The following is a 3857-nucleotide window of genomic DNA, read 5'->3' on the forward strand; positions in this document are numbered from 1 at the left end:
AGCAACCCCGCCTCCGGGGGAGTCGCCGCGCACAGCTCGCGCCCCTCGAACGGCGGCGGCGGATCTGTCCCCTCCGCCGCACCCGCACCCCGTTCGAGCAGCCCCGTCAACACTCCCCACGCCAGCAGCACGCGCAACAGCAGTACCAATCGCACGGGAGGTGAAGGGCGTTGACAACCGAGTCCCACGTGTCCCATCCGGTCACGCCCCGCCGGACATATCTGATCGGCCGCGCCCGGCCGAACGCGATCATCGGCCGCAACCGCGAGACCGGCGAGATCGCCCTGATCGTCGTGGGCGCGTTCCTCGGCATGATGTGCGGGCTCCTCGTCCCCGTGCTGTCCCTGCGCATCGTGCTGCTCGCCGGGTTCCCGATGCTGGCGCTGGCCGCCGTGTACGTGCCGTACAAGCACCGCACCTTCTACAAGTGGTTCGAGATCAACCGCAGCTACAAGCGGACCCTGAAGCAGGGAGCCACCTACCGCTCCTCCGTCATCGAGGCCGGGACGCGGCTCGACGGGCGGGAGGTCGAAGTCGGACCGCCCCCGGGCATCGGCCGGATCACCTGGCTCTCCGCCCCCTTCGGCCCCGACGAGATCGCCGTCCTGCTGCACGCCGACCGCAAGACCGTCACCGCCGCCATCGAGATCGAGGGCCCCGGCGTCGGCCTGCGCGACTCCGAGGACCAGGAGGCCCTCGTCGACCGCTTCGGCACGCTGCTCAAGCACGTGGCCAACGGCGACGGCTTCGTCACCCGCATCCAGATGCTCGCCCGCACCCTCCCCGCCGACCCGGACGCCCACGCCAAGGACGTCTCCGTGCGCGGGGACGACAAGGCACCGGCCTGGCTCCAGCAGTCCTACGAGCAGCTGCAGTCGATGGTGTCCACCAGCAGCGAGCAGCACCGCGCCTACCTCGTCGCCTGCATGCACTACACCCGCGACCTCGCCGCCGAGGCCAACGCCATGGCCCGGGCCGCCCGCGCCCACGGCGGCAAGGCCGACCGGGACGCCGGTCTCGCCGTCGTCATGGCCCGCGAGCTCACCGACATCTGCTCGCGCCTCCAGGAGGCCGACATCCGCGTACGGCAGCCGCTCGGCCAGAGCAGACTGTCCTCGCTGATCCACTCCATGTACGACCCGGACCACCCGATCGACCACATCCAGGCGATGACGAAACGCAATGCCTGGCCGGCCGAGCTGGACGCCATGGAACCCACCTACCTCCAGGCCAAGACCCGCGAGTCCTCCACCCGCGCCCCCTGGTGCCACGCCACCGCCTGGGTGAAGGAGTGGCCGATGACCCCCGTCGGCGTCAACTTCCTCGCCCCGCTGCTCGTCCACACCCCGGACGTGATCCGCACGGTCGCCGTCACCATGGACCTCGAACCCACCGAGGTCGCCATCGAGCGCATGCTCACCGAGAAGACCAACGACGAGGCCGAGGCGTCCCGCGCCGCCAAGATGAACCGCACCATCGACCCGCGCGACGTGGCCGCGAACTCCCGGCTCGACCAGCGCGGCGAGGACCTCGCCAGCGGCGCCGCCGGCGTCAACCTCGTCGGCTACATCACCGTCTCCTCCCGCTCCCCCGAGGCCCTCGCCCGCGACAAACGGACGATAAGGGCCTCGGCGGGAAAGTCGTACCTGAAACTGGAGTGGTGCGACCGCGAGCACCACCGCGCCTTCGTGAACACCCTTCCCTTCGCCACCGGCATTCGGAGGTAGGACCTATGCGGGACCCGCTGTCCGTCCTCACCGACGCCTTCACGTCCTTCCTCTTCGGGAAGGTCGAGACGACCCGGCTCCCGGTGCGCACGTCCACGGGCCAGGCCCAGGCGGTCTACCTGCCGACCGCCGCCCCGGGCCTCGGCGACTCCGGAGTCATCATCGGCCGCGAGGTGTACTCCGGAAAGGGCTACATCTACGACCCCTTCCAGCTCTACGGCCAGCAGCTCCCCGCCCCCCACTGGCTGGTCCTCGGCGAGTCCGGCAACGGCAAGTCGGCGCTGGAGAAGACGTACGTCCTGCGCCAGCTCCGCTTCCGCGACCGCCAGGTCGTCGTCCTGGACGCCCAGGGCGAGGACGGGGTGGGCGAATGGAACCTCGTCGCCCAGGAGCTGGGAATAACTCCCATCCGCCTGGACCCGATGGCGGCCCTGGACATGGGTATCCGCCTCAACCCGCTCGACCCGGCGATCACCACCACGGGCCAGCTCGCGCTCCTGAGGACGATCATCGAGGTCGCGATGGGCCACAGCCTCGACGAACGCTCCGGCTTCGCCTTGAAGGTCGCGCACGCCTACGTCAACGAGACCATCGTCGATCGCCAGCCGGTCCTGTCCGACATCGTCGAGCAGCTGCGCCACCCCGAGCCCGAGTCGGCCGAGGCGATGAACGTCGCCATAGACGACGTACGGGCCTGGGGCCTGGACGTGGCGCTGGTCCTGGACCGTCTCGTCGACGGTGACCTGCGCGGCATGTTCGACGGCCCCACCACGGTCGGCATCGACCTGGACGCCCCGCTCATCGTCTTCGACCTGTCCCACATCGACCGCAACTCCATCGCCATGCCCATCCTCATGGCGATCGTCGGCGTGTGGCTGGAGCACACCTGGATCCGCCCCGACCGGAAGAAGCGCATCTTCCTGGTCGAGGAGGCCTGGCACATCATCAACAGCCCCTTCGTGGCCCAGCTGTTCCAGCGCCTGCTGAAGTTCGGACGGCGACTGGGCCTGTCCTTCGTGGCGGTCGTCCACCACCTGTCCGACGTGGTGGACGGCGCGGCGGCGAAGGAAGCGGCGGCGATCCTGAAAATGGCGTCGACGAGAACCATCTACGCCCAGAAGGCGGACGAGGCGAGGGCGACGGGCCGCGTCCTGGGCCTGCCGCGCTGGGCGGTGGAGATCATCCCGACCCTCACCCCCGGCATCGCCGTCTGGGACGTCAACGGCAACGTCCAAGTCGTCAAACACCTGGTCACGGAGACCGAACGCCCACTGGTCTTCACCGACCGCGCGATGACCGAGTCCTCCGCGGACCTCGCCGAGGACGACGCCCTGCACGCCGCCGAACTCGAGGCCGAGGAACGGGCGGCGGCCTTCGCGGAGCACCGCCTGGGCGACTCCGAATCGACGGTGGCATAGGGGGAGGACGCGTGAGACCGGACGACGGCCGCGGCCGGCACGACACCCAGGGAGGCATCCCCGACGGCCTGCTGGTCGGCATACTCGCGTTCCTCCTCGGCATGACCCTGCTGGTGTGGACGGCCACCGGCCTCGCCGCCCTGTTCGCCCACGGCTCCTGGCCGTCCGGCGTCACCTTCACCCGCACGCCCCTGGCCATGCGCGGCCTCATCGCCCAGCCCCACGACATCCCCGGTGCCTGGCCCGGCACACCCTCCGGCGAACTCCCGGGCTACGGCCTGTTCTGGGGCCTGTTCATCGGCCAGCTGATGATCCTGGTCGTCCTGACGGTGTTCGTGATGGGCACGCTGGCCCGCTGGCGGGCGGTCCGGGTGAGGCGCCGGGCGGAGAGGACGGCGACGGCTGGGGAGCAGGCGGGGGACACGTACGGCACCGCCGCACCTACGCCGCACGAGGCCCCGGCACCGGGCCCGGGGCAGTACGGGGTCTCGGCGTCGGCACAGTCGGGGACAGCGGGCACAGGCCAGTACGGCGTACCGGCATCGCCCCAGCCGGCGACGCCTGGCTCGGCGCAGCACGGCGTACCCGCATCGGCACAGCACCTCACACCCGCAGCAGCGCCCCCAGACGTGCCCACGCATGCGCAGCACGGGACTCCGGCCCCGGCGCAGCACGGCGGACCGACACCGCCGCAGCACACCACCCCCGCGGC

2 protein-coding genes and 1 pseudogene are annotated in these 3857 nt (G+C 70.7%); all 3 read left to right on the top strand.

Annotated features, from left to right (window positions below; translation table 11 throughout):
* Positions 1 to 170 precede the first annotated feature (170 nt).
* Positions 171 to 1727, top strand: coding sequence for an SCO6880 family protein (locus tag CA983_RS41370; protein WP_086605810.1), 1557 nt, complete (start codon positions 171 to 173; stop codon positions 1725 to 1727).
* Positions 1728 to 1732: 5 nt separating this feature from the next.
* Positions 1733 to 3145, top strand: coding sequence for an ATP-binding protein (locus CA983_RS41375; protein ID WP_086605811.1), 1413 nt, complete (start codon positions 1733 to 1735; stop codon positions 3143 to 3145).
* 11 nt (positions 3146 to 3156) lie between these two features.
* A pseudogene (locus CA983_RS48615) lies at positions 3157 to 3857 on the top strand (type VI secretion protein); the annotation flags it as partial.

Origin of the sequence: Streptomyces swartbergensis (genome assembly GCF_002148965.1) — a bacterium.
Classification (GTDB): Bacteria; Actinomycetota; Actinomycetes; order Streptomycetales; family Streptomycetaceae; genus Streptomyces; species Streptomyces swartbergensis.

Bases quoted from the DNA above. Each gene is read 5' to 3' on its own strand.
- CA983_RS41375 (WP_086605811.1), top strand. From the start codon at position 1,733: ATGCGGGACCCGCTGTCCGTCCTCACCGACGCCTTCACGTCCTTCCTC.